Source organism: Stutzerimonas kunmingensis, assembly GCF_014764705.1.
Taxonomy (GTDB): domain Bacteria; phylum Pseudomonadota; class Gammaproteobacteria; order Pseudomonadales; family Pseudomonadaceae; genus Stutzerimonas.
Map to the genome: position 1 here is coordinate 39715 of NZ_JACXXG010000025.1, position 23920 is coordinate 63634.

Sequence of the window (23920 nt, forward strand, 5' to 3'; positions counted from 1 at the left end):
CAAAACCTCGCACCACCACATAAGGCAGTCGCCCATGCGTCAACCCGATATCGAGATCTACCTCAGGGATGCCAGTCAGGAGGCCGTCGGCGAGTGGCTGGCCCAAGCCATTGGCTCATGTTCCGCCTGGCAACAGAAAGGCCAGACCTTCAAGTGCAGCGCCGCCAGCATTCCGGTGACCTGGCTGCCGAAGGCTGTGGGCAAATGGCACTGTCTGCTGCTGGAAAGCGATGCCACCCCCTGGGACGATGACCTCGCCTGCGCCCGCGCGGCGTATCAGGCTTTGGGTGTGGAAATCCGCTGCGCGCCAGGCGGCTGGCAGGAAGAGGAAGCCGTTGAAGAGGCCGACCGTTGGATCCGCATCAGCGATGACGGTGAAGAGGAAATCGTATGGCGGACGGGCTGATCGGCATCGGCCGTATCGCTCATCCGTGGTGGACCGAAACCACCGGATAGCAAAACAAAGCCCGTCACTTGGACGGGCTTTGTCATTGTGCAACCGAAGTTACACGCCGGCGACGTCTTCGGCCTGCAGGCCCTTCTGGCCCTGGGTTACCGAAAACTCCACCTGCTGCCCTTCGGCCAGCGAGCGGTGGCCGTCGCCACGGATCGCGCGGTAATGCACGAACACGTCGGCGCCATTACCCCGCTGAATGAATCCATAGCCTTTTGCATCGTTGAACCACTTGACGGTTCCGGTCTCGCGCTCAGCCATTACCACTTCTCCAACTCGCTTTTTGTTATTCCTCGGAAGAGGGGTCGACGGTCAGGCCTTCGTGCATTCGGCTCCGGCGCAAATGCGACTCGAACGCGACCGTTGCCGGAGTATAAAACAACGATTTTCGCTGTCAGCCTCTTTTTTCCGCTGCGGATTTGACACCCTCACCCGCCCCGGCCAATGCCGGAACGGGTGCTCTGTTCAGGCGCTCCGGCGGCGGCGCCATAGCCACAAGGCGAGCACGCCCAGGGTCAGCAGCAAGGGCACCAGAGCGATGTTGGCGAACTTCAGCGTACGCCCCAGCGCTTCGATATCGGCATTGAGCTGGTAGCGCACCTCACGCAACTCCTTGCGGATACGCACCTTCTCCTGCTGGAACTGACGCAACGCCTGCTCCTGCTCAGCCGTCAGCTCCAGCGCCTGCTCCGGGTCCGGACTCTGCAGCTCGGCCAGTTGCTGCTCGGTATCAGCCAGGCGCTGCTGCAGCACTTCTTCCTTCTCGCGGAAACGATCTTCGGCCTCGCGCTGCAAGGTTTCTACCATCACGAACGGACGGGTGAAGCGACCACGCGAACGCACGCTGATCAGCGCATCGGTGCCGGAAAGGTTGTCCAGCGCATTGATCACGAACGCGCCGTTGTCCGCCCACGGCTGCGGAACGCGCTGGCCGAAGAAGTCCTGCACCTGCACCCACATGCGATCACTCAGCAGATCGGTATCGGCGACGGCGATCACGTTGATGTTCTGGCTTTCCTTGATGCCCTCTTCACGGCCTTCGATGCCGTCCGGAAAGGCAGTTTTCGCCGGCCCCTGGATGCGCGCCGCCAGGGTGTAGCGCTCGCCGGTCGGCTCGAGGCCAAGCAGCAGGGTTTCCGGGTTGTCCAGCGTGGCGAAGCGCTCGGCCTCCACCGGCATGGCGTAGTCGGAACTGCCGAACAGCGGCGTGAAGCGCGTCGTCGCGTCCTCCAGCGGCTCCAGAATGCCGGCACTGGCGATGGTGATGTTTTCCAGCGCGGCGGTGGTCACGTCATCCTGATCCAGCGCGTTGCGCGGCAGGCTCAACCAGCCTGCGTGACGCACCGGACGGCGCTCCGCACCGACGCCAACCGACATCGCGTAGGCTGCATCGACCAGCGCCTGTTGCGGCACCATGCGCACGCCCCAGGCCTTGAACAGTGGCTCGAGGTCGGACGCACGCTCCTCGCCGAATTCTCCTGGACCGATGCCCATGCCCGGATCGGCCTCGCTGTGCGGATCGACGAATACCAGCAGCTTGCCGCCACGCAGGACGAACTGGTCGATGGCGTACAGCGTCTGCTCGGGCAGATCCTTCGGGTGAATCAGCAGCAACACCGAGACGTTGGTCGGGATCATGTCCACATCGCGGCGCAGGCTTTCGATATGGAACAGCTGGCGGACTTCCTCCAGCACCATCCACGGCGGCGTCGCCTGCTGAGTCCGCATGTCGAAACCGCCGGTCAGCTGCAACCCTGACAGCACGCCGACCACCGGCAGCTCGCCACTAGCCAGGCCCTGCACCAGGCGGCTGATCTCGTACTCGAGAAACTCTTCCTGATCCAGCGGGAAGAACGGAATGATCTGCGTGCTGCCCTCGGCATTGGTGCCGGCGAGGCCGAAGTAGATCTTGTCACCGCCCTGGTTGAGCGGCACCGCCTGCAGGCCGAACTCGGCGGCACGGTCCTCCTCTTCGGAGAACGGCTGCGGGTCGATCACATGCAGCTTGAGCTTGCCAGCGGAGGCCCGCTCGTAGGCCTTGAGCATCTCCTCGACGCGACGTGCGTAGTTGCGCAGCGCCACCAGCTCCTTGGAGGTCTCGTCCGAGTAGAAGAAGTGCAGTTCGATCGGTTCCTTCAGGCCGTCAAGAATGCGCTCGGTGCCCTCGGAAATGGTGTAGAGCTTCTGCTCGGTCAGGTCGAGCCGCGCATTGGTGAACAGCATGCCGGACACGCCGTTGAACAGCAGAAATGCCAGTGCGATCAGCAGCAGCCCGGCACCGGAATAGATGATTCGTTTCATGTCTGTTCCCTCAGGCGGCTTTCTTCAGATCGACGACCACGGCAGTGGCAGCCAGCCAGGCGACGATCAGCGTGACGAAATACAGCAGGTCACGCAGGTCGATCACACCCTTGCTGATGGAATCGAAACGGATCAGGAAGCTCAGCGAAGCCACCGCATCGATCAGCCACTGCGGCGCCCAGGCGAAGGCATCCAGCACCATCGGCAGGCCGCTGACGATGAACAGGAAACACACCGCCACCGCGAGGATGAAGGCGATCACCTGGTTCTTCGCCAGCGCCGACATGCACGAGCCGATCGCCAGAAACGCACCCGCCAGCAGCCAGCTGCCGAAATAACCAGCGACGATCACACCGTTGTCCGGCTCGCCCAGGTAATTGACGGTGATGACCATCGGGAAGGTCAGCAGCAGCGCGATGCCAGCGAATACCCAGGCGGCGAGGAACTTGCCGGTAACCGCCTCGAAGCGGGTGATCGGCAGCGTCATCAAGAGCTCGATCGAGCCGGACTTGCGCTCCTCCGCCCACAGGCGCATGGCGATCGCCGGCACCAGGAACAGGTACAGCCAGGTATGGAAGCTGAAGAACGGCGTGAGGTCGGCCTGGCCGCGCTCGTAGAAACCGCCCAGGTAGAAGGTGAACACCCCGGAGAGCACCAGGAAGATCACAATGAACACGTAGGCCAGCGGCGTGGCGAAATAGCTGCCCAGCTCGCGCTTGAAGATAACCGGCAACTGGGTCATAGCGACTCCCCGCGAGTCAGGTTACGGAACACCTCATCCAACCGGCCGCGTTCCACGTCCAGCTCCTTCACCACCCAGCCATGCTGGGCGATCAGCGCACTGACCTGCGGGAAAATCACCTGCCCCGGCTGCGCCAGCAACGTCAGGCTGTGCTCGGGCTCGTTGAATTCGACACCGGCCACGCCGGGCAACGCGGCCAGGGCAACGTCGTCCATCGGACCGTCGCTGACCAGCGTGACGGCCTGGTGATATTTCGACCGGCTCTCCAGCTCCAGCGGCGTGCTGTCGGCAACCAGTCGGCCCTGGGCGATGACCACCGCGCGGGTGCAGACCGCACTGACCTCTTCGAGGATATGCGTGGAGATGATGACAATCTTGTCCTGCGCCAGCCCCTGGATCAGCTGACGTACCTGGTGTTTCTGGTTCGGGTCGAGGCCATCGGTGGGCTCGTCGAGGATCAGCACCTGCGGATCGTGCAGGATCGCCTGGGCCAGGCCGACGCGACGCTTGAAGCCCTTGGACAGCGTCTCGATGGACTGCCGCAGCACGTTCTCCAGCTCCACCTGGTCGACCGCGGCTTCGACCCGCTGGCGCTTGTCCGCACCACGGAAGCCGCGGACTTCAGCGATGAACTCGAGAAAACCGCGCACCGTCATGTCGCCGTAGCAGGGCGCGCCTTCGGGCAGATAACCGATCTGCCGCTGGGCCTGCAGGGTCTGGGTGCGAATGTCGTGGCCGAGGATGCTCGCCGTGCCCGACGTCGGCGCGAGAAAGCCGGTCAGCATCTTCATAGTGGTGGACTTGCCGGCACCATTCGGGCCGAGAAATCCCAGCACCTCGCCGCGCTGGACCTGGAATGACAGGTCGTCGACCGCGGTGTGCTGGGCAAAACGCTTGGTCAGGTTGCTTATTTCGATCATGGACTCTCACCAGTGCACCAAAGGCCCTGGCGTGCCGCCGCGCGACCCGAGCCAGGTCCTGCAAAAATGCCGGCGGCACTATAAGAACAGCAACCCGACGAATGCAACCAGTCCCTAGACTGAGAGGACTACGCTGGTCATCACCGCTCTGCGCGCAATTCGCTATAAGGCCATGCCGCACGGATCGCAGACGCCCAAAATGCCGGCAGAGATTGTGAGACTTCCAAGCCGGCATGCCGCGAAACGCCAAGCCATTAGCAAGGACAAACCATGAAACTACGCAGGTCCAGAGAGCTAGCGAAAGTACATCTCTGCTGTTTGTTTGGCGCCATGGCGTGCTCAGCGTACGCCAGTGAGCCTGCGGAGTTTCCAGACGCACAAACCAGTGATCCAGCGACAATGGGATGGATGGTTGGCTCGCCGCCACCGGCTGATCGAATCCTGCGCTTCGAGGATGGCAGTTATTTTCGCTTCCCGCAGATGCGCTGGAGCGTCGTCAACTTTCGACAGCTGATGCCTACCGTCAATGTCTCACGCGGCCTAGGTGAGTCTTCACTACTCGAGCACCAGCCAAGCAACGAGATCGATGCGCTGACATTCGTCCCTCTTGGTGGGGGCGAGCCAATGACCTGGCAGCAATCGCTGCAAGCCAATTACACCGACGGCATCATCATCCTTCACCGAGGGAAACTGGTGTACGAGCGCTATTTCGGCGTATTGAAGCCGGAAGGACAGCATGCTGCCATGTCGATTACGAAAACCTTCACCGGTACATTGGCGGCGCTTCTTGTGGCCGAAGAAAAGCTGGATCCCGAACGTCTGGTCGCTGATTACGTTCCCGAGCTGGCAGCGTCGGGTTTTGGCGATGCCAGCGTACGTCAGCTGATGGATATGACCACCGGCATTCACTTCAGCGAGGATTATGCGGACCCCAAGGCCGAAGTATGGGCGCACGCCGCCGCCGGCAATCCGCTGCCGAAACCCGCTGATTACCAGGGGCCACGGACCTATTACGAGTTTCTGCAAACGGTCAAACCGCAAGGTCGCCATGGCGAGGCCTTCAATTACCGCACCGCAAATTCCGACGCTCTCGGCTGGGTAATTGCGCGAGTGAGCGGCCAGAACGTCGCACAGCTGTTGTCGGAGCGCATCTGGAGTCGATTGGGCGCGGAACAGGATGCCTACATGTCGGTAGACTCCATCGGTACGCCGTTTGCCGGTGGCGGCCTGAATGCCAGCCTGCGCGACCTTGTGCGCTTTGGCGAAATGATGCGTAACGAAGGTCGATACAACGGCACTCAGATCCTGCCACCGGAAGTCGTGGCAGATATCCGTGGTGGAGCAAATCGAGACGACTTTGCGAAAGCCGGTTATCGACTGCTACCCGGCTGGAGCTACCGCAACATGTGGTGGGTCAGCCATAACGAGCATGGCGCTTTCATGGCCCGCGGGGTCCACGGACAAGCGCTTTATGTAGATCCGCTGGCGGAGATGGTGATCGCACGGTTCGCCAGCCATCCAGTGGCGAGCAACGCGGCAAATGACCCTACTTCCTTGCCCGCCTATGAAGCGGTCGCCAGGCATCTGCTGAACGCCGCCGATAGCGTGCGGAAGGTGCGAACACCCCTGGATTGAACGGCCTGTGATGACAGTTCTGAGCGACCTCCAGACAAAGCGCCTGCTTCTGCGGCAATGGACGCCAGCCGATCGTGCACCGTTCGCCAGAATGAATGCGGACCCCAGGGTCATGCAGCACTTCCCTGCCCTGCTCAGCCGTGTAGATAGCGACGCGATGGCTGACCGCTGTCAGGCACTGATCGAAGAGCGCGGCTGGGGATTCTGGGCCGTCGAGCTGAAAGCCAGCGGCGCATTCATCGGCTTCGTCGGTCTGCATACGCCGTCGGCAACCTTGCCGTTCTCGCCGTGTGTGGAAATAGGTTGGCGCCTGGCGGCTGATTACTGGGGCCAGGGATTGGCCAGCGAGGCGGCGTGGGCCGCGCTAAAGACAGGGTTCGGCACGCTCGATCTTTCCGAAATCCTGTCCTTCACCGCTATCGAGAACCGGCGCTCACGTGCGCTGATGGAGCGCCTTGGCATGCGTGAAACGGAGGAGTTCGAGCATCCAGGAGTTCCCGTCGGCCATCCGCTTCGCCGGCACTGCCTGTATCGACTGGATCGCGAACGCTTTGCGGCGCAGTTGGCTGCAGCTGAATGACCGTTCATTCACGATTGGCTGGACTTCGCTGGAAACCCTGTTAGAACGGCACGCGCATAGCCGGACCCTCATCCCCACCCTACGGATATTCTTCAATGCCTCAGCTGTTCCTCGCGCTTCTGTTCCTCGGCTTTTCCGGCTTCGCTCATGCGGAAGATGCCGATATCGCCCGGCTGTTCGACGAGGCTGGCGTGGACGGAACACTGGTGATCGAATCGGCTGAAACCGGCCAGCGCTACGTTCACAACGAAGCCCGCGCGAAGCAGCCGTTCACCGCCGCCTCCACATTCAAGGTCCTGAATACGCTGATCGCGCTGGAGGAAGGCGCCATCGCCGGCGCCGACGAGATCATCCCGTGGGACAACACCCGTTACGAGATCGAGGACTGGAACCGGGACCAGACGCTGAAGAGCGCCTTCCAGGTCAGTTGCGTCTGGTGCTATCAGTGGCTGGCGCGGCGGGTGGGTGCTGCAGACTATCCGCCACACATCCGCCAGGCGCATTACGGTCAGCTGAGCGAGCCCTTCAACGGTACCGAGTTCTGGCTGGATGGCTCGCTGACCATCAGCGCCGAGCAACAGATCGAGCTGCTCAAACGCGTGACCGCGCGCAGCCTGCCGTACCGCACCAGCAGTTACGACACCCTGAAGACAGTGATGCTCACCGAAGCCGCCAAGGACTATCGTCTTTACGCCAAGACCGGCTGGGCCGCCCGCAGCACGCCCGGCACCGGCTGGTACATCGGCTACGTGGAGACTGGTGAGAATACCTGGCTGTTCGCCTTGAACCTGGACACCCGAACCGTCAGGGACCTGCCGTTGCGTCAGCAGATCGCCCTGAACGCATTGCGAGCCAAAGGCATTCTGCCGGCGGACTGAAGCAACTCAGCAGCAACCCGGACGGTGCGCCTAGGCGCCCATCCTGAACAACCTCCTGGGAAATCCGCCATGCGCAACGATGAAATCAAGGCCATCTTCGACCAGCAGGCAACCAGCTACGACGAGCGCTGGGCGAGAACCGCGCCGATTCGCGACGGCCTGCATTTCCTTCTGGAAGCCGTGTTTGCCGAGCTTCCAGCCGACGCCCGGATTCTGTGCGTCGGTGCCGGCACCGGCGAGGAAATCGCATACCTGGCGAGGCGCTTCCCGCGCTGGAGCTTCACCGCCGTCGAGCCCTCCGGTGCAATGCTCGAGGTGTGCCGCAACAAGGCGATCGAGGGCGGCTACGCCGAGCGCTGCCAGTTTCATGAGGGCTATCTGCAATCGCTGCCCGAGCAGGACGCCTTCGATGCCGCGACGTGCTTTCTCGTGTCGCAATTCATTCTGGAGCCAGGGGCCCGTGCGGAGTTTTTCCGTGCCATCGCTAGCCGGCTTCGCCCGGGCGCACGCCTGGCCAGCTCCGACCTGGCATCGGATACCGCCTCAGCCGAATACACGGCCCTGCTCGAAACCTGGATGAACATGATGACCGCGGCTGGCATCCCGGCCGCCGGTGTGGAGCAGATGCGCGCAGCCTACTCCCGCGATGTGGCGGTGCTGCCTCGCGAGCGGGTCGCAGCCATCATCGAATCCGGCGGCTTCACCGACCCCGTCCTGTTCTACCAGGCCGGGCTGATTCACGCCTGGTACTCGACGCGGTCAACGGTCGAAGCACAATAACGCCGCGGCATGGCGGCTGCATCCGACCGGCCGAGCATGAAGCAACCCGTGTTGCGCTCGTTCCTTATCGCCGCGTTGGCCGGTGCCGCGATCTGGGGCCTGTCGCCTTCGATGACCGGCCATGTCGAGCCCTGGGATGCAGGTGGCCTGTATTACACCGCAGCGCTGGCCTTGGGTGGCTGCTTGTGTGGCTCTATCGCGCCGAAACCCTTGTGGCCGCTCTACGTTGGCTGTGTGGCCGGGCAAACTCTGTATCTGCTCGGATGGTTACCGACCGGGCCATTGCTCCCCGTCGGGCTGGTGTTCGTGCTGCTGTGCTCCCTGGTCTTTCTCGTCGGTGCCTATGTCGGCTCCCGAGCCCGAACCAGATGGCAGGCTCGAAAGCAGCAGCCGCCCCGTGGCGGCGCCTGATGGCGCCGCCGCGAGCTCTAGGCTGAGAGCTTCTGGCTGAAATTATCGGCGGGCTTGCCGATATCGAGCCGGTCCACGTTCATTACCTTGTCCCAGGCTTTGACGAAGTCCTGCACGAACTTCTCGTTGCCGTCGGCCATGCCGTATACCTCGGCCTGGGCACGCAGTTCCGATTGCGCGCCGAAGATGAGGTCCACGCGGGTGGCGGTCCAGGTGGGCTGGCGGGTCTTGCGGTCGAGGCCCTGGAAGCGGTTCTTGTGCTCGGTCGCGACCCACTCGTTCTGCATGCTCAGCAGGTTGACGAAGAAGTCGTTCGAAAGCGTGCCCACGCGCTTGGTGAAGACGCCTTCCCTGCCGCCGTCCGCGTTGGTGCCCAACACACGCATGCCGCCGACCAGCACGGTCATTTCCGGTGCGCTCAGGCGTAGCAGGTGGGCCTTGTCGACCAGCGCTTCCTCGGGCGCCATGAAGTGCGACTCGTGGTAGTAGTTGCGGAAGCCATCGGCGACCGGCCGCAGCGCTTCGAATGAGGGCTCATCGGTCCACTCTTCGAGCGCATCCATCCGCCCTGGCGTGAAGGGCACGGTGATGGCCACGCCGCCGTCCTGTGCCGCTTTCTCGATGGCGGCACAGCCGGCGAGCACGATCAGGTCCGCCATGGAGACCTTTTTGCCCCCGCTGGCCGAGGCGTTGAACGCGTTCTGGATCTCGCCGATTTTCTGCAGCACGCGATCCAGCAGGGCCGGGTTGTTGATCTCCCAATCCTTCTGCGGCGCGAAACGGATACGAGCACCGTTGGCGCCTCCGCGCTTGTCCGATCCGCGATAGGTGGCGGCCGAAGCCCAGGCTACCGACACCAGCTCGGACACGGAAAAGCCCATACCGAGCAGCTGCTGCTTCAGCGCGGCGATGTCCGCCTCGTCGATCACCGGGTGGTCACGTTCGGGAATCGGGTCCTGCCAGATCAGCTTTTCCTGCGGCACCAGTGGCCCGAGGTAGCGGCCGATGGGACCCATGTCGCGGTGCGTCAGCTTGAACCACGCCTTGGCAAAGGCATCGGCGAACTCGTCCGGGTTTTCCAAGAAGTGGCGGGAGATTTTTTCGTAGATCGGGTCGAAACGCAGCGCTAGGTCCGAGGTGAGCATGGTCGGCTTGCGCTTTTTGTTGGGGTCGAAGGGGTCTGGAATGATTTCCGGTGCGTCCTTGGCTTCCCACTGATGCGCGCCGGCCGGGCTCTTGGTCAGCTCCCATTCGAAGTTGAACAGGTTCTCGAAGAAGTAGTTGGACCACTGCGTCGGGGTCTGGCTCCAGATGACTTCGAGACCGGAGGTGATGGCATCGGCACCCGCACCGGTCTGGAATCTGCTGCGCCAACCCAGCCCCTGGTCTTCGATGACGGCGCCTTCCGGGTCCGGCCCTAACAGCGAGGGGTCGCCCGCGCCGTGGGTTTTGCCAAAGGTGTGGCCGCCAGCGATCAGCGCCACGGTTTCATAGTCGTTCATCGCCATGCGGGCGAAGGTTTCGCGGATATCGATGGCCGAGGCTTTGGGGTCGGGATTGCCGTTCGGGCCTTCCGGGTTCACGTAGATCAACCCCATCTGCACGGCGCCCAGCCCCGGATGCAGCTGCCGCTCGCCGCTGTAACGCTCATCACCTAGCCAGGTGCCTTCGGGGCCCCAGAAGAGTTCTTCCGGCTCCCAGGTGTCAGCACGGCCGCCGGCGAAACCAAAGGTCTTGAAGCCCATGGATTCCAGCGCCACGTTGCCCGTGAGCACGTAAAGGTCCGCCCAGGAAATTTTACGGCCGTATTTCTGCTTGATCGGCCAGAGCAGGCGCCGCGCCTTGTCCAGCGAGGCGTTGTCCGGCCAGCTGTTGAGCGGTGCGAAACGCTGCTGACCGCCACCGGCGCCGCCGCGGCCATCGGTGATCCGATAGGTTCCGGCGCTGTGCCAGGCCAGGCGAATGAACAGCCCGCCGTAATGGCCGAAATCCGCCGGCCACCAGTCCTGGGAATCGGTCATCACCTGGTGAAGATCGGCAATCACAGCGTCGAGATCGAGGGAGTTGAATTCCGCGGCATAGTCGAAATCGCCACCGTAGGGATTGGAACGTGGCGAATGCTGGTTGAGCGACGTGAGGCTCAGTGCTTCAGGCCACCAGTCGCGATTGCCCGGGCGTTTGCGGGGCGCACCAGCGCCATGACCGAATGGGCAACCACTACCCGTCTTTTCGCCAGTCTCTTCGTTCATGTTCTGCTCCTCACGGTTGTCGATGACGCGATCAGGCGCCGCTTTAAACAACCTAGCACCGAGCTCATGAACGAACAAAAGGCCAGGACGGCGTTTTCAGGGCTGCAGGAACGAGGCTGAAAGCGGCGCCAGCGCAGCAACCAAGCGGCTTCCAGTTACCCGGACTGCGGCTGAAATGGCGCGTATGGAATTTCCCTATCGGCACGATAGGCGCAGCCTCAAACAGCGCATCCTATCGCCCCATTTACGCCTCACACTCCAGTGTCCGCGTTAGGTCTGCGCAGAGAATCCGGGCGTCGAGTAGCCCTGCCAATCGCTGGCGGTTCGCCGGCAGAGAGTTTTGCCCCCCCTCCCCGCTTGCGGCACACTTGCCGCCTTCGAGGGCATTGCCCCTTCCATAGCCGAATCTGCCGTATGACTCGCTCCCCCCTTCGCCGTCTGATCTTCTCCGTATTGCGCCGCGTGCTGTACTTCTGGGTGCGCTCGGAGACCATCAACCAGTCTGCCTTCACCCTCAAGCTGGACCGCAGCAAGCCGGTGTTCTACGTGCTGCAGCAACCCTCGCTGAGCGATCTCGCGGTGCTGGACGTCGAGTGCAGCAAGGCCGGGTTACCACGCCCGGTGGCCGATGTGGCGGTGGGCGACCACGTCGAGCCGGCCGCGTTCTTCTTTCTCAATCCGGCAACGAGCTGGTTTGGCCGACGCACGCGTCTGGTGGCGCCGCCAACGCTGGTCCGGCTGGTCGGCGCACTGGAGCACAACGCGGTGGAAAACGCGCAGATCATTCCGGTCAGCGTGTTCTGGGGGCAGTCGCCGAATCGCGAGACCAGCGCCTGGAAGCTGCTGTTCGCCGACAGCTGGGCGGTCACCGGGCGCCTGCGCAAACTGCTCAGCATCCTGGTGCTAGGACGCAAGACCCGCGTGCAGTTCTCCGCACCAATCCAGCTCAACGAGCTGATCGCGCTGAACAAGGGCCACGAGCGCACCCTGCGCATGGTCCATCGCATGCTGCGCGTGCACTTCCGCAACCAGAAGACCGCCGTGATCGGCCCCGACCTGTCGCACCGGCGCAATCTGGTCAAGGGCCTGGTGCATGCACCGCAGGTACGGCAGGCGATTCGCGACGCGGCCGAGCGCGAGAACATTTCCATCGAGCGGGCCGAAGCCAGGGCGCTGCGCTACGGCAACGAGGTGGCCTCGGACTACGCCTACACCGCCGTGCGCTTCCTCGAAGTGGTGCTGTCCTGGTTCTGGAACAAGATCTACGACGGCATCCGCGTCAACCATATCGAGCCGCTACAGGAAGCCGTGCGCGGCTACGAGGTGATCTACGTCCCCTGCCATCGCAGCCATATCGACTACCTGCTGCTGTCCTACCTGCTGTTCCGCAACGGCCTGACGCCGCCGCACATCGCCGCCGGCATCAACCTCAACATGCCAGTGATTGGTAGCCTGCTGCGCCGCGGTGGCGCCTTCTTCATGCGCCGCTCGTTCAAGGGCAACCCGCTGTACACCTCGGTGTTCAACGAATACCTGCACAACCTGTTCACCCGCGGCTTCCCCGTCGAGTATTTCGTCGAGGGCGGCCGTTCGCGCACCGGCCGCATGCTGCAACCCAAGACCGGCATGCTGGCCCTGACCCTGCGCAGCTACGTGCGCTCGTCACGCCTGCCGATCCTGTTCGTGCCGGTCTACATCGGCTACGAGCGCGTGCTGGAAGGCCGCACCTACCTGGGTGAACTGCGCGGCGCGGCGAAGAAGAAGGAATCGATCTTCGACATCTTCAAGGTCATCGGTGCGCTCAAGCAGCGCTTCGGCCAGGTCTGGGTCAACTTCGGCGAACCGCTCAAGCTCAACGAATTCCTCGACCAGGAGCAGCCTGGCTGGCGCCAGCAGACCTACGCGCCGGACTACCGTCCCGAATGGCTGAACGGCGCCACCAATCGCCTGGCCGAGCGCATCGCCCAGCGCCTGAACGAGGCGGCGGCGGTCAATCCGGTCAACCTGGTGGCGCTGGCGATGCTCTCCACCAGCCGCCAGGCCCTGGACCAGCAATCCCTGGCGCGGATTCTCGATCTCTATCAGGCGCTGTTACGTGCGGTGCCCTACTCGCCGCACACCACGCTGCCGGAAGGCGACGGCAACGCGCTGATCGCGTACGTGAAGAGCCTCGACCTGCTCGCCGAACAGAAGGACGCGCTGGGCAACATCCTCTATCTGGACGAGCAGAACGCCGTCCTGATGACCTACTACCGCAACAACGTGATGCACATCTTCGCGCTGCCGGCACTGCTGGCGAGCTTCTTCCAGAGCAGTTCGCGCATCAGCCGCGAGCAGATCCAGCGCTTCACCGAGGCGCTGTACCCGTACCTGCGTGCCGAGCTGTTCATGCGCTGGGAAGTCGAGGAGCTGGAAGCCGTGGTCGACCAGTGGCTGGCGGCCTTCGTCGAGCGCGGCCTGCTCAAGGTGGACGGCAACCACTACGTGCGCCCGGCCCCGAGCTCGCGGCAGTTCGTCCTGCTCACCCTTCTCGCTCGCGTCGTGGTGCAAACCCTGCAGCGCTTCTACATGGCCACCTCGCTGCTGCTCAACAGTGGCCAGCACAGCCTGAGCGCCGAGGAGCTGGAAAACCTCTGCACGGTCATGGCCCAGCGCCTGTCGATCCTGCATGGGCTCAACGCGCCGGAGTTCTTCGACAAGGCGCTGTTCCGCCATTTCATCCAGAGCATGCAGGAACAGGGCGTGGTCAGCCCGGACGAAAACGGCCGGCTGGGCTATCACGAGAAGCTCGCGGAACTGGCCGAGGGCGCAGCCAAGCGCGTGCTACCGGCGGAGATTCGCCTGTCGATCCGTCAGGTGGCGCTGGAGCGTCATCATGACGATTCCGATTCGACGCCTCCCGAGGCTGCCTGACACAGTCAGTCCCGCTGCCAGGCCATCGCCAGTTCAGGATGGCCAGTGTGCGGGTCCAGCTGTTCGCTGATCACGGCAAAGCCATGTCGGCGATAGAAGGCGACGCTGGCGGCATTGGCGCTGTAGACCGTCAGCTCGAGCCGCTCACGCACGGTCTTGGCCTGCTCGATCAGTGCCGAGCCGATACCGCCGCCCTGAGCGCTCGGCGCCACGAAGATCGCCGCCAGCACGTCCCCGACCAGCGCGACGAATCCCAGCACCTCGCCTTCACGCTCATCGACCCAGATCTGCGCCGCCGGCAGATAGATATCGCGCATGTCATCCAGCTTCGACGCCCAGAACGCCGGGGCAATGAAGTCATGGGCGCGGATCGATGCAGCCAGCCAGATCGCCAGCACCGGCTCCAGGTCATCGGGGCGAAAGGGACGGATCATGCGAGTCGGCTCCATAACGACGGGGGCCGCAACCTTAGCGCATCAGTAACAACGTGTCCCCCGCCTGCCTGACCCATACTGCTGGTAAACGCCTGCGCCTTGCCCGGTATTGCTTTAGCATCGGCGCCAGGCCATACGGCAGTTAGCAGCCCGCCGCTTCTGCATCTGCACCATTCAATGAACATGAGGTTAACGCCATGTTGCGCATCACCACTCTCGTTGCAGGCCTGGCGCTTTCCGCCAGCGCTTTCGCCCTTTCACTTTCCGACCTGACCCAGAGCGACGCCAGCGCCGGCCTCAAGGATGCCCTGAGCCAGGGCGCCAAGGTCGCCGTGCAGCAGCTCGGTCGCCCTGGCGGTTTCAGCAGCGATCCGGACGTGCGTATCGAGCTGCCGGGCAACATCGGCAAGGCCTCGCGGATGCTGAAGATGCTCGGCATGGGTGCGCAGGTCGAACAGCTGGAGAACAGCATGAACCTGGCCGCCGAGAAGGCCGTGCCGGAAGCCCAGCAACTGCTGCTGGATGCCGTGCGCAAGATGACCGTGCAGGACGCCAAGGCCATTCTCGCCGGTGGCGATGACTCGGCCACCCAGTACCTCAACCAATCCAGCCGCGAGCAGATTCGCGCGAAATTCCTGCCCATCGTCAAACAGGCCACCGACCAGGTCGGCCTGGCACAGCAATACAACGCCGTCGCCGCCAAGGTGCCGGCTGGCATGAACGGCAGTTACGCGAATATCGAAAGCTACGTCACCGAACAGGCGCTCGATGGCCTGTTCACCGTGATCGCCGAGCAGGAAGCGAGCATTCGCAAGAATCCCGCCGCCGCGGCCACCAGCCTGGCGAAAAAGGTGTTCGGACTGCTTTGAGAGATTGGGTCGAGCTGCGCTGGCTTCAGCCAGCCGCTGCTCGGTCCGCCCTGCGCCGCGGCCAGACCAGGCTGAAACGCGCGCCGCCCAGGTCGCTGTGCCCCAGCTGCGAGCGGCCGCCGTGCCAGTAGATGATCCGCCGCACGATGGACAAGCCCAGCCCGTGCCCACCCGAGGCGCGGGTGCGGCTGTCATCCAGACGCAGGAACGGCGTGAAGACCTTTTCCCAATCCACCTCCGGCACGCCGGGGCCGTCGTCGTCCACCTCCAGCCGCACCGTTTGCCCATCGATGGTGAAGCTGACCTGCACCCGACTCTCGGCATGGCGCATTGCATTGGTGATCAGGTTGCTCAGGGCGCGGCGCAGGTATTGCGGCTCCGCCTCGGCCCAGCAGCTGCCATCGGCTGCCGTTGCGCATTCGCCACGCCTGACGCTGACATCGGGACGTAACGGCGCCAGCTCACCGATCACCTGATCGACCAGCGCACCCAGGTCGACCTGCTGGAAATGCAGGGTCGGCGAGCCGCGCTCCAACCGCGAATACACCAGCATTTCGTCGACCAGCGCATCGAGGTCGTCGATGTCGCCGTCCATGCCTTCCAGGTACTTGCGCCGGGCCTCGTCGGTCTGCGCCTCGGCGCTCATTTCCAGGCCGAAACGCAGTCGCGCGACCGGCGTGCGCAGCTCATGGGCCACAGCGCTGACCATCTCCCGCTGCACCGCCAGCAAACGCTGCAGATGCCTGGCCATACCGTTGAACGCCGCCGCCAGGCGCCCGACCGAATCGGTACCGACATCCGGCACGCGGGTTTCCAGATTGCCCGCGGCGATGCGGGTCGCCGCGCCTTCCAGCACGCTCAGGCGCTGCTCCAGCTGGCGCACCAGCAGGTACACCGTCAGACCGATCAACGACAGGCCGAGCAGGCCGATCAAGATCAGCAGCTGCGGCGGATAGGGATTCATCTGGTACAGCGGACCGAGCTGCATGATCCAGCCGGTGCCGGCGATGGCCGCGAACACCCGCACGGCATCACCGCCGCGAGCGAGCGCCATCACCGTGTCGCCCTCGTCCAGCCGCCGACGCTGGTCGTCATCGAGGTTGGCGCTGTCGCGTGTCAGCAATTCCAGATCGAAGCCGAAACCACGCGCCTTTTTCAGCTCGGCCAAGCGCTGCGGCTGTTCGGCTTCGGGATAGCGGATCAGCTCGTCGATCAGCAGATAGATGGTGGCGCGCGCCAGCTGTTCGCTGAGCTGCTCGACTTCGCCGGTAAGCACCAGCCGATCTCGCGCACTGACCAGGCTGAACACCGTGGTGCTCTGCGGTCGGATCTGCTCGACCAGCACCTGCCCACGCAGCAGGCGCGCCTCCAGGCGACTTTCCAGGCGAACGTCATCCAGTGTGCGCACCCGCAGCGGTATGCCCAGCAGCCGCCCCCAGAGGTTCGCCGCCTGGCGCCGTTCGATCGGCGTCATGCTGCTCATGTTGTGCGCCATCAGGCGGAAGGTGCCACTGGCCAGGCGCTCGCGGTGATCGTCCGCGCGGTACTGGTTGAGCAGGTGCAGGCCGCCGGCACCGAGCAGCGCCACCAGCACCAGCACCCCCAGCATGCCGCCATAGATGCGCAGGAAAATCGAGTTCATGGGCGGCGGCGCTACACCATCGCCACGGCAGCTTCGGAAACGAACAGATAGCCCTTGCCGCGCACCGTCTTGATCAGCCGCGGATGATCGGGATCGTCACCGATCTTGGGGCGGATACGCGAAATACGCACATCGATGGAGCGGTCCTGACCGTCGTATTCGATGCCGCGCAGCTCGGCGAAGATTTCTTCACGGGAAAGAATGCGTCCAGGGTTGGAGGTCAGCAGCCAGAGCAGGTCGAACTCGGCGCCGGTCAGTTCGATCTGCTGCTCACGCAGCCAGGCTTCGCGCAACGCGCTGTCGATCACCAACGGGCCGAACTGCAGGCGCTTGGCATTGGTCGGTGCCTCTGGCGGCTGACGACGCAGCAAGGCGCGGATGCGCGCCAGCAACAGACGCGGACGCACCGGCTTGCAGACATAGTCGTCGGCGCCGGTTTCCAGCCCCAACACCTGATCCAGATCGTCGGCCCGCGCGGTGAGCATGAGGATCGGGCCATCGTAGCGGTCACGCACCCGCCGGCAGATCGACAGGCCATCCTCCCCGGGCAGCATCAGATCGAGCACCACCAGATCCGGGCGCTCCTCGATGATGCGCTCGGCGGCGCAGGCGCCATCCGATTCGATCGACACCTCGAAGCCGCCACTGCTCTGCAGGTATTCCTGCGTCAGCTCGGCCAGCCGTCGATCGTCCTCGACGATGAGAATCCGCCACGTCTCTTGCTCCATCCCCGCCCCCTGTCAGACCGTCAGGCCACAAACGAACAGCGCGCATTGTACCCAACGCCCGGCCCGGCACGATGCACAAAAAGCGGGCATCGGCAAACACAACATGTAGTGTCATTGACCATCATCAAAATATGCCCGGCGGCGCGTATTTCGTCGGCATTCGGCCGAGCGCCGCAGCCATGCGGCCTGCGGCCGGACGCCGCGCTTTCACCCACAATCCGCACACACGTTATCCACAGGTTATCCCAGACGGCTGCCTTGCATTGGCCCGGAGCCAGCATTATCTTGTCGCTCCAGCGCGCCTTGACCCCTTGATATTGGGCCTGCGCACCGCAACTGACACAATCGAGACATTTTCGAGAGCTGGGCTATCGCCCTACCTCCCATTGCTCTGCAACACCGTCGGCAGCTTCAGGTCAAGCATTAATGCAAGCCTTCGACAGTCGTCTCCCTGACTTCAAGCGCGGAACTAGCAGCTGTGCTCGGAGCCAAGACAAAACACAACATATTGTGTTGACAGTTTTTCCAGCCTGACTATCCTTCCGGCAACGACTTAGCTCGTCAGCGGCCTAGTCAGGACTATTCCTTGCGATACCACCGTGCACCGCGATGCGGGGCATGGCTCATGCAGTAACGACGCCCGGGCTCAACGAAGCCCGCGCAGACAGAACCAGAACCGCGACTAAAAGAGAGAATCCGGAGCCCCCATGCAGAACCCATCCACTCGCGAGAACCCGCTGTCAGCCGATGCACCGGATCTGGCGGCTACCGCCCCGGGCCAGCTGCGCGTGATCAAGCGCAACGGTACCGTCGTCCCCTACACCGACGACAAGATCACCGTCGCCATCACCAAGGCCTTTCTCGCAGTGGAAGGCGGTAACGCTGCCGCTTCCTCGCGTATTCACGACACCGTCGCGCGCCTGACCGAGCAGGTCACCGCCACCTTCCGTCGTCGCATGCCCTCCGGTGGCACCATCCATATCGAAGAAATCCAGGACCAGGTCGAACTGGCCCTGATGCGTGCCGGTGAGCAGAAAGTCGCGCGTGACTACGTGATCTACCGCGAAGCCCGTAGCCAGGAGCGCAAGAGCGCCGCGGCCAACGACATCGCCCAGCCGCACCCGAGCATCCGCGTCACCCGCGCCGATGGCAGCCAGCAGCCGCTGGACATGGGTCGCCTGCAGACCATCATCACCGAAGCCTGCGAAGGCCTGGCCGAAGTCGATGGCGCGCTGATCGAGCGTGAAACCCTGAAGAACCTCTACGACGGCGTGGCCGAGAAGGACGTCAACACCGCCCTGGTGATGACTGCCCGCACCCTGGTCGAGCGTGAGCCAAACTACAGCCAGGTCACCGCGCGCCTGCTGATGGACACCCTGCGTGCCGAAGCCCTGGGCTTCCTCGGCGTTGCCGAAGCCGCCACCCATCACGAGATGGCCGACCTCTACGCCAAGGCCCTGCCGGCCTACATCGAGAAAGGCGTCGAGTTCGAACTGCTCGATTCCAAGCTCAAGAGCTACGACCTGGCCAAGCTGGGCGCCGCACTCAACCACGAGCGCGACCAGCAGTTCACCTACCTCGGCCTGCAGACCCTGTACGACCGCTACTTCATCCACAAGGACAATGTCCGCTTCGAGCTGCCGCAGATCTTCTTCATGCGCGTCGCCATGGGCCTGGCCATCGAAGAAGAGCAGAAAGAAGCCCGCGCCATCGAGTTCTATAACCTGTTGTCGTCCTTCGACTACATGGCCTCGACGCCGACACTGTTCAACGCCGGCACCCTGCGTCCGCAGCTGTCCTCCTGCTACCTGACCACCGTGCCGGACGACCTGGGCGGCATCTACGACGCCATCCGCGATAACGCCCTGCTCTCCAAGTTCGCCGGCGGCCTGGGCAACGACTGGACCCCGGTGCGCGCACTGGGCGCCTACATCAAGGGCACCAACGGCAAATCCCAGGGCGTCGTGCCCTTCCTCAAAGTGGTCAACGACACCGCCGTCGCGGTCAACCAGGGCGGCAAGCGCAAGGGCGCGGTCTGCGCCTACCTGGAAACCTGGCACCTGGACATCGAGGAATTCCTCGAGCTGCGCAAGAACACCGGTGACGACCGTCGCCGCACCCACGACATGAACACCGCCAACTGGATTCCGGACCTGTTCATGAAGCGCGTCTTCGACGACGGCCCCTGGACCCTGTTCTCCCCGTCCGACGTCCCCGATCTGCACGACCTCACCGGCCGCGCCTTCGAGGAGCGTTACGAGTACTACGAGGAGCTGACCAAGTACGGCAAGATCAAGCTGTTCAAGACCCTGCCGGCCAAGGACCTGTGGCGCAAGATGCTCTCGATGCTGTTCGAGACCGGCCACCCGTGGCTGACCTTCAAGGACCCGTGCAACCTGCGCAGCCCGCAGCAGCACGTCGGCGTGGTGCACAGCTCGAACCTGTGCACCGAGATCACGCTGAACACCAACAAGGACGAGATCGCCGTCTGCAACCTGGGCTCGATCAACCTGGTCAACCACATCAAGGACGGCAAGCTCGACGCCGCCAAGCTGGAGCGCACCGTTCGCACCGCTGTCCGCATGCTCGATAACGTCATCGACATCAACTACTACAGCGTGCCGCAGGCGCAGAACGCCAACTTCAAGCACCGCCCGGTGGGCCTGGGCATCATGGGCTTCCAGGACGCGCTGTACCTGCAGCACATCGCCTACGGTTCCGATGCCGCCATCGACTTCGCCGACAAGTCCATGGAAGCCATCAGCTACTTCGCCATCCAGGCCTCCTGTGACTTGGCCGACGAGCGTGGCGCCTACTCCAGCTTCCAGGGCTCGCTGTGGTCCCAGGGCATCCTGCCGCTGGATTCCCAGCAGATCCTCATCGAGGCCCGTGGCCAGAAGTACATCGACGTCGACCTGACCGAATCCCTGGACTGGGCGCCGATCCGCGAGCGCGTCAAGAAAGGCATCCGCAACTCCAACATCATGGCCATCGCCCCGACCGCGACCATCTCCAACATCGTTGGCGTGTCGCAGTCCATCGAGCCGACGTACCAGAACCTGTACGTCAAATCGAACCTGTCCGGCGAGTTCACCGTGATCAACCCGTACCTGGTCCACGACCTCAAGGCCCGCGGCCTGTGGGACCCGGTCATGGTCAACGACCTCAAGTACTACGACGGCTCCGTACAGCAGATCGAGCGCATCCCGCAGGATCTGAAAGACATGTACGCCACCGCCTTCGAGGTGGAAACCAAGTGGATCGTCGACGCCGCCAGCCGCCGCCAAAAGTGGATCGACCAGGCGCAGTCGCTGAACCTGTACATCGCCGGCGCCTCGGGCAAGAAGCTCGACGTGACCTACCGCATGGCCTGGTACCGTGGCCTGAAGACCACCTACTACCTCCGTGCCCTGGCCGCGACCAGCACCGAGAAGTCCACCATCAACACCGGCAAGCTGAACGCCGTGTCCAGTGGTGGCAGCGAGGCGGCGAACTCCGCCAGCGCCGCTCCGGCTGCCGAGCCGCAGCCGGCTCCGGTGCCGCTGGCATGTTCGATCGATAACCCCGACTGCGAAGCCTGCCAGTAACAAAGGAGGCGCGCCGCCCTCTCCTTTTGGGGAGAGGGCAGCTGGTAAAGGGAGGAGCGGCGTCTGCGGCGTTGGCCGCCAAACCGGACCCCATCACGTACAGCTGTACGCTCAGGGGTTCCGGCTCGGCAGCCGCCTAGCAGCCACTCGCACAGCTCCACGCTCGCACCATTGTTGCGACAAGGAAACAGAACGGCCCGCTCCTGCTCGCCAGGAGCCCTAAGCCAACGCAGTGGCTATCGATCGAGCAAGCCCGACGCCAACACCGAACCAGTCCCCTCGCCCCTCTGGGGAGAGGGTTAGGGTGAGGGGCAGCCCCACCAGACGATACAAAGGCCGGACCTACCTCGGCCCAAACCAAATACCCGCTTTTGCGTGCAAACCAAAAGCACCCAAACACATCCGACCGGCCAAGCCCCGGTCCCCGATCAGGAGCTATCGCACATGCTGAGCTGGGACGAATTCAACGAAGAAGACACCACCACCGCCGCGCCGGCCCCCGCTGCCGCGCAGCCGGCAGGCCAGACCGCCGCCAAGCTGGACAACGACGCCGCCGGTTCCGTAGAAGAAGCCCGCGCCGTTGCCGCCAGTGACTCCGACGCCATCGCCCGCGCCAAGCGCGCGCTGGACGACCTGGACATCCAGGAAGGCCTCAACGAACTGGAAGGCGAATCGGCCCGCGTGCGCGTCGACGAGAAGCGCATGATCAACGCCCGCGCCGACCTCAACCAGCTCGTACCCTTCAAGTACGACTGGGCCTGGCAGAAGTATCTGGATGGTTGCGCCAACCACTGGATGCCGCAGGAAGTGAACATGAACGCCGACATTGCCCTGTGGAAGAGCAAGGACGGCCTCAGCGAAGACGAGCGCCGCATCGTCAAGCGCAACCTCGGCTTCTTCTCCACCGCCGACAGCCTGGTCGCCAACAACCTCGTACTGGCCACCTACCGCCTGATCACCAACCCCGAATGCCGCCAGTACATCCTGCGCCAGGCCTTCGAAGAGGCGATCCACACCCACGCCTACCAGTACTGCATCGAATCGCTGGGCATGGATGAAGGCGAGATCTTCAACATGTACCACGAGATCCCGAGCGTCGCGAAAAAGGCCAGCTGGGGCCTCAAGTACACCCGTTCCATTTCCGACCCGACCTTCCAGACCGGCACCCCGGATACCGACAAGCAGTTCCTGCGCAACCTCATCGCCTACTACTGCGTACTCGAAGGCATCTTCTTCTATTGCGGCTTCACCCAGATTCTCTCCATGGGCCGCCGCAACAAGATGACCGGCACCGCCGAGCAGTTCCAGTACATCCTGCGCGACGAGTCCATGCACCTGAACTTCGGCATCGACATGATCAACCAGATCAAGATCGAGAACCCGCACCTGTGGGACGCCGACATGAAGGACGAAGCGACCCAGATGATCCTCCAGGGCACCCAACTGGAAATCGAATACGCCCGCGACACCATGCCCCGTGGCGTCCTCGGCATGAACGCCGCGATGATGGAGGACTACCTCAAGTTCATCGCCAACCGTCGCCTGACGCAGATTGGCCTGAAGGAAGAGTATCCGGGCACTACCAACCCGTTCCCGTGGATGTCGGAAATCATGGATTTGAAGAAGGAGAAGAACTTCTTTGAGACGCGGGTTATTGAGTATCAGACGGGTGGGGCTTTGAGCTGGGATTGATATTGGCTTACTTGCCGGAGAGTTAAGAGCGCTTTACCTGAAATGGATTTTGGGGCAGCGAGTAAAGACAGAAGCCCCGCCTTGTGCGGGGCTTTTTTATTGGGCTAGGGTTACGCCTTGAAACAGATACTATACAAATACTACTCAACAGCGACAGAAACCCAACTCTCCAGAGCTATAGAGACACTTAACGGAAGAATATATTTTTCCGCGCCATCAAAATTCAACGACCCCTTCGAGCTATCCGCAAAAGTAAATATATCCACATCACCGCTCCTGAAATCCCACAGCATGAAGGAAAAAGAAGCAGTGGAGCGAATATTTCGCCTCAGACCCCCTGAGGCCGTATCCGCCGAATGGCGAGAAAAAATTGGCATTCTCTGTTTAACAGAAGACCCGCTAACCATACTTATGTGGTCGCACTACGCCAATAACCACACTGGAATATGCATCGGCTTCGACACAGAGGCTTCACCATTCAACGACACCAAAAAAGTCACCTACAACGGGGAAAGACCAAAAGCAGAATTCAACTCGGATCCAGAAAGGTTAATTGACCGAGTGCTACTTACAAAATCACAGCACTGGCAATACGAAAAAGAATGGAGAATTCTAAAAAGAACAATAGAAACCGACGAATTGAATTTTTATCATGATACGTTCAAAACCAACCCCGATCGATTAGACGAGATAGCAGAAACGATTGAGCAAAACGGAGGACCTGGCTCCTATAGCTTCGACAAAAGCGCAATCCGCAGCATATTTCTTGGAGCCCGGATAACACTGAAAAACAAAGAATCATTAATCCAAGCAGCTTCCACCCTCGTCCCACACGCAAAAGTGTTTCAAACCGAGCTTGATAACAACTATTTCTGGATAAACAAAAAAAGACTCAGATGACGAATATCCAGACAGAAAGGGACAGCGAGGTAGCCGGGGCACCGCCCCGAAAGCGAGCGAGTAGGAAGTGACGCGTGGAAAAGGCTTCGCCGTTTTCCACCCTACGTCTGGCAACATCGATGCTTCGGCGGCGTGGGCGGTTGAGATGCCGTAGGGTGGATAACGCTTTGCTTATCCACCGATACGGACCTCCCGCCAACACAAC

General features: G+C 62.6%; 19 protein-coding genes. 11 read left to right on the top strand and 8 right to left on the bottom strand.

The genetic code is table 11. From position 1 onward, the window contains the following. Positions 1–34 precede the first annotated feature (34 nt). The gene (locus tag IEG05_RS17195; protein WP_046621184.1) at positions 35–406 is read left to right on the top strand and encodes a hypothetical protein; all 372 of its coding nucleotides are present in this window, start codon (positions 35–37) and stop codon (positions 404–406) included. A gap of 99 nt (positions 407–505) precedes the next feature. On the opposite strand, the gene IEG05_RS17200 is transcribed toward IEG05_RS17195, so the two are convergent. The 4 genes from IEG05_RS17200 to IEG05_RS17215 form a co-directional block, all read right to left on the bottom strand. After that, positions 506–715 carry a cold-shock protein gene (locus tag IEG05_RS17200; protein ID WP_003283763.1) on the bottom strand — a complete coding sequence of 70 codons (210 nt, stop codon included), beginning with the start codon at positions 713–715 and terminating at the stop codon, positions 506–508. A gap of 204 nt (positions 716–919) precedes the next feature. Next, the gene (locus IEG05_RS17205) at positions 920–2755 is read right to left on the bottom strand and encodes a GldG family protein (protein WP_191122433.1); all 1836 of its coding nucleotides are present in this window, start codon (positions 2753–2755) and stop codon (positions 920–922) included. Positions 2756–2765: 10 nt separating this feature from the next. Continuing rightward, entirely contained in the window at positions 2766–3497 is a 732-nt protein-coding gene (locus IEG05_RS17210; protein ID WP_014820009.1) for an ABC transporter permease subunit, read from the bottom strand. Next, a complete protein-coding gene (locus IEG05_RS17215) occupies positions 3494–4417 on the bottom strand; it encodes an ABC transporter ATP-binding protein (protein WP_046621189.1) in 924 nt (307 codons plus the stop codon). The genes IEG05_RS17210 and IEG05_RS17215 overlap by 4 nt, the downstream gene beginning before the upstream one ends. 270 nt (positions 4418–4687) lie before the next feature. On the opposite strand from IEG05_RS17215, the gene IEG05_RS17220 reads away from it, so the two are divergent. From IEG05_RS17220 to IEG05_RS17240, 5 genes are all read left to right on the top strand, one after another. Next, positions 4688–6052: a serine hydrolase domain-containing protein gene (locus tag IEG05_RS17220; RefSeq protein ID WP_152664424.1), complete on the top strand. Its 1365-nt coding sequence runs from the start codon at positions 4688–4690 to the stop codon at positions 6050–6052. A gap of 10 nt (positions 6053–6062) precedes the next feature. Then, positions 6063–6632 carry a GNAT family N-acetyltransferase gene (locus tag IEG05_RS17225; RefSeq protein WP_046621196.1) on the top strand — a complete coding sequence of 190 codons (570 nt, stop codon included), beginning with the start codon at positions 6063–6065 and terminating at the stop codon, positions 6630–6632. Positions 6633–6727: 95 nt separating this feature from the next. Then, a complete protein-coding gene (blaOXA, locus tag IEG05_RS17230) occupies positions 6728–7510 on the top strand; it encodes a class D beta-lactamase (protein ID WP_046621198.1) in 783 nt (260 codons plus the stop codon). Positions 7511–7579: 69 nt separating this feature from the next. Then, on the top strand, positions 7580–8290 hold the full coding sequence (locus tag IEG05_RS17235) for a class I SAM-dependent methyltransferase (RefSeq protein WP_046621200.1): 711 nt from the start codon (positions 7580–7582) through the stop codon (positions 8288–8290). A gap of 36 nt (positions 8291–8326) precedes the next feature. Further along, positions 8327–8701, top strand: coding sequence for a hypothetical protein (locus tag IEG05_RS17240; RefSeq protein ID WP_224742871.1), 375 nt, complete (start codon positions 8327–8329; stop codon positions 8699–8701). 17 nt (positions 8702–8718) lie between these two features. Here IEG05_RS17240 and katG read toward each other — a convergent pair whose 3' ends face one another. Beyond that, positions 8719–10950 (bottom strand): catalase/peroxidase HPI, encoded by a 2232-nt coding sequence (katG, locus tag IEG05_RS17245; protein ID WP_046621205.1) that lies wholly within the window; start codon positions 10948–10950, stop codon positions 8719–8721. A gap of 414 nt (positions 10951–11364) precedes the next feature. On the opposite strand from katG, the gene plsB reads away from it, so the two are divergent. Beyond that, complete coding sequence (gene plsB / locus IEG05_RS17250; protein WP_046621216.1) at positions 11365–13863, top strand: glycerol-3-phosphate 1-O-acyltransferase PlsB; 2499 nt, start codon at positions 11365–11367, stop codon at positions 13861–13863. Positions 13864–13868: 5 nt separating this feature from the next. Here the strand turns inward: plsB and IEG05_RS17255 are convergent, their stop codons facing one another. Next, positions 13869–14297 carry an N-acetyltransferase gene (locus IEG05_RS17255; RefSeq protein WP_014820000.1) on the bottom strand — a complete coding sequence of 143 codons (429 nt, stop codon included), beginning with the start codon at positions 14295–14297 and terminating at the stop codon, positions 13869–13871. A 197-nt stretch (positions 14298–14494) separates the two neighbouring features. Here IEG05_RS17255 and IEG05_RS17260 point away from each other — a divergent pair, with 197 nt between their 5' ends. Continuing rightward, the gene (locus IEG05_RS17260; protein WP_014819999.1) at positions 14495–15166 is read left to right on the top strand and encodes a DUF4197 domain-containing protein; all 672 of its coding nucleotides are present in this window, start codon (positions 14495–14497) and stop codon (positions 15164–15166) included. Between the two features lie 25 nt (positions 15167–15191). On the opposite strand, the gene IEG05_RS17265 is transcribed toward IEG05_RS17260, so the two are convergent. Then, entirely contained in the window at positions 15192–16808 is a 1617-nt protein-coding gene (locus tag IEG05_RS17265) for an ATP-binding protein (RefSeq protein WP_046621220.1), read from the bottom strand. An 11-nt stretch (positions 16809–16819) separates the two neighbouring features. Continuing rightward, entirely contained in the window at positions 16820–17536 is a 717-nt protein-coding gene (locus tag IEG05_RS17270) for a winged helix-turn-helix domain-containing protein (RefSeq protein WP_046621223.1), read from the bottom strand. Between the two features lie 707 nt (positions 17537–18243). On the opposite strand from IEG05_RS17270, the gene IEG05_RS17275 reads away from it, so the two are divergent. The 3 genes from IEG05_RS17275 to IEG05_RS17285 all read left to right on the top strand — a co-directional run bounded on the left by IEG05_RS17275 (position 18244) and on the right by IEG05_RS17285 (position 23715). Further along, positions 18244–21123, top strand: coding sequence for a ribonucleoside-diphosphate reductase subunit alpha (locus IEG05_RS17275; RefSeq protein WP_046621225.1), 2880 nt, complete (start codon positions 18244–18246; stop codon positions 21121–21123). A gap of 444 nt (positions 21124–21567) precedes the next feature. Beyond that, complete coding sequence (locus IEG05_RS17280) at positions 21568–22815, top strand: ribonucleotide-diphosphate reductase subunit beta (RefSeq protein WP_046621227.1); 1248 nt, start codon at positions 21568–21570, stop codon at positions 22813–22815. A 117-nt stretch (positions 22816–22932) separates the two neighbouring features. Beyond that, the gene (locus tag IEG05_RS17285; RefSeq protein WP_191122434.1) at positions 22933–23715 is read left to right on the top strand and encodes a DUF2971 domain-containing protein; all 783 of its coding nucleotides are present in this window, start codon (positions 22933–22935) and stop codon (positions 23713–23715) included. Positions 23716–23920 lie beyond the last annotated feature (205 nt).